The sequence below is a fragment of the Calidithermus chliarophilus DSM 9957 genome, from assembly GCF_000430045.1.
Lineage (GTDB): Bacteria > Deinococcota > Deinococci > Deinococcales > Thermaceae > Calidithermus > Calidithermus chliarophilus.
On the sequence record NZ_AUQW01000002.1, the window covers coordinates 1 to 3,045 of the forward strand.

A 3,045-nucleotide genomic window follows, 5' to 3' on the forward strand; every position below is an offset into this window, starting at 1 on the left:
GCCGGAGCCGGGGCGGGCGCGGCGACCGGGGCAGGGGCCGCGACCGCGGCGGCGGGGGCCTTGCTCAGGGCCTGCTCGATCTTGGGGTAGAGGGTGTCGGGGGTGAAGGGCTTGGAGATGACCCCGTTGGCGCCCACGCTCTGGGCCTGGATGAGGGTCTTGTCGTCCATGATGCCCGAGATCAGGATCACCGGGGTGTCGCGGAAGCGCTGGTTGAGGCGCAGCAGTTGGCACATCTCGAAGCCGCTCATGCCCGGCATCACCACGTCGGCGATGACCAAGTCGGGGGACTCGTCGGTGGCCATCTTGAGCCCTTCCTCTGCGTCCTGGGCCGTCACGACCTGCAAGCCCCGTGCGGCCAACAGGCGCTCCAGCACCTTCCGTACGCTGGTGCTATCGTCGACCACGAGAACTTTCGCCATATTCTCTCCTTGACTTCAGTTGAGGCTCGAGCCCGCCTGGCGGTGGTCGATCTCCACCGCCAGGGAGAGCAGGAGCTGATCGGTGCTTTTGTGGATCGTGACGGGCTCCAGGAACAGGTCGCTGGCGTCTTTGGGCTCGAAGCCGAAGCTGCCGTCGCGGTTGGTCTCGGCTTGGATCATCAGGTGCAGCACCGCGTCCTCGCCGCTCTTGTCGCCGAACTGCGCGTGGATGAGCTGGCCCTTGAGGAAGTACAGCGTGGCGTGGTGGGGGTCGAGGTGCACCACCAGCCGCCCGGTCTTGGCCGAGCGGGCGAGCCACTGCGCCAGGTCGAAGAGGCTGATGTCGCCGAGCACGCCCTGGATGGCCTCGCGGATGGGGGCGGCGCTGGAGACTTCGTAGGTCTGGCGGGTGACCTCGAGCACCTTCTGGTAGGCCTGCCGCACCACCTCGCCGGGGATCACCGCCGGGGGCATCACGCTGTCGATGCGCGAGACGTTGGGGGGGGACTCGGGGGAAAGCAGGATGAAGGCCACGAAGCGCAGGGCTTCGTCGCTGCGCACCAACTCGTAGAACTCGACCCCGCTCATGTCCGAGAGCTGGGCCAGGCTCACCACCACGTCGGGGCGGTTGCGCTCGAGCAGGGTAAGGGCGTACAGGGCGCTGGTCTCAGTCTGGATTTCGAAACCGGACTGGATGAACGCCTGCTGCAAGGCGCGGGTGGATTCGAGGTTGGCGGCAACGATCAAGGCTTTCACGTGCGGACTCCTTCGCGCAGGAACTGCAGCAACTGGGCCTCGTCAGCGGGCTTGGTGAGGTAGGCGTTCACCCCCAGTTGCATCGCCAGGTCGCGGTGCTTGGCGCTCGCGCGGGTAGTAAGGATCGCCACCGGCAAGTGCGCGAGGTGGGGGCGTCGGCGCACCTCCTCCAGAAGCTCGAAACCGCTCATGCGGGGCATCTCGAGGTCGGTGATCAGGGCAGCGAAGGTACCTTCTTGCAAGATTTCCAGCGCTTCCTGACCATCGGCGGCAGTGACGACATTGTAACCCAGGCGGCGCAGGTTCTGTCCCACCATCTTGCGCACCGAGAGCGAGTCGTCGGCCAGCAGGATGGTCTGCTGGACGGGGGCGGCGATGTTGAGCGAGGAGACCGCGCGGTTGTCGTAGGGGTCGGCCTGCAGGCGCAGCAGCCCGCTGGGGTCGAGCACCAGGATGACCTCGCCCGTACCCGCGACGAGCGCGCCCGAGAAGTGGCCTAAGAGCGAAAGCGGCTCCTCGAAGGGCTTCACGATGGACTGCTGCAGCCCCACCAGCCGGTCGACGCCCAGCGCCAGTTGGCGCCCGGCGACCTCGAGGTAGACCACTGCCATCTCGCTCGCCTCGGCCTCGGGCAGGCGCAGCAGGCGGGAGAGCTTCTGGATGGGGTAGCGCTCGCCCTCGTGCTCCAACGTCTGGGCGTCGGCCTCCACCAGGCGCAGCGCGCGCACGGTGTCGCTGGGCAGGCCCAGGGTGTGCCCCCCCGCCTCCAGGATCAGCACGTCGGAGACGATCAGGCTCTGCGGCACGCGCAGCCGGAAGGTGGTGCCCAGGCCCGGCTGGGTCTCGATGGTGATGTCGCCCTTGAGGCGGCGCACGCTGTTCCACACCGCGTCCATGCCCACGCCGCGCCCGGCCTCCTGGGTGATGGTAGGGGCGGTGGAGAGGCCGGGGAGGAAGATGAGCTCGATGAGCTCGCGGCGGCTGAGGTTTTGCAGGTCGGCCTCGTTGCGCAGGCCCTTCTCGACGGCCTTGCGCTTGACCGCCTCCACGTCGATGCCGTTGCCGTCGTCCTGCACCTCGATGAAGGCGTCGCCGCCGCGCTGGTAGGTGCGGATGCGCAGCAGGCCCTCGGCCGGCTTGCCCCGCCCGACGCGCACCTCGGGGCTCTCGAGGCCGTGCACGATGGCGTTGTTGACGATGTGCACCAGCGGCTCGACCAGGCCGTCGAGCACCAGGCTGTCGAGCTCGACCTGCTCGCCGGAGAGCTCGAGGCGGATGGGCCGGTCTGCGGCGATCTGCCGCACCTGGCGGCGCAGGCGCTGGTAGAGGCGCCCGATGGGCACCAATCGGATGCGGCCCACCTCCGAGCGCAGCGAGCGGGTGAGCTTGCCGAAGGAGTCCTGCTCGTCGCGCAGGGCCAGCAGGGTGGTGCCGAGCTGCGAGCGCACCTCGTTGAGGTCGGCCACCATCTCCGAGACCGAGCGGGCGAGGATGTTGAGGTCGTTGTAGCGGTCGAACTCGAGCTCGGAGAACATCTCCTGCACCGACTTGCCGATGCCGCTCGAGCCCGCCTCGTCGGCCTCCTCGGCGGCGGTGGCCTTGGACTCGGAGAGCACCGGGTTGAGGTAGCGCGTCTCGAAGTCGGCGGCGGCCTGCAGCAGGCGCAGGCGGCTGTTCTCCAGCGCGTCGTCGATCTCCTTCAGCCGCGCCAGCAGGCTCTCGAAGCGCGAGCGGGTCCCGATGACCTCGCCGGTGAGGTCGAGGAGGTGGTCGAGGCGCTCGAGCGCCACGCGCACCGTGCTGCGGGTGTCGGGGGTGGGGGCGACGGGGGCGGGCTGGGGCTCGGCCGGGGCCTCGGCGGGTTGCG

General features: G+C 69.0%; 3 protein-coding genes. All 3 read right to left on the reverse strand.

Annotated elements, in window-relative coordinates:
• Positions 1 to 422 (reverse strand): response regulator (locus MEICH_RS0100040; RefSeq protein WP_027890926.1); only part of this gene is annotated, 422 nt, incomplete at its 3' end.
• A gap of 15 nt (positions 423 to 437) precedes the next feature.
• Positions 438 to 1,178 carry a DUF4388 domain-containing protein gene (locus MEICH_RS0100045; RefSeq protein ID WP_027890927.1) on the reverse strand — a complete coding sequence of 247 codons (741 nt, stop codon included), beginning with the start codon at positions 1,176 to 1,178 and terminating at the stop codon, positions 438 to 440.
• Positions 1,175 to 3,045: hybrid sensor histidine kinase/response regulator (locus MEICH_RS0100050; protein ID WP_027890928.1), on the reverse strand; the 1,871-nt coding region annotated here is incomplete at its 5' end. The genes MEICH_RS0100045 and MEICH_RS0100050, both read right to left, overlap by 4 nt.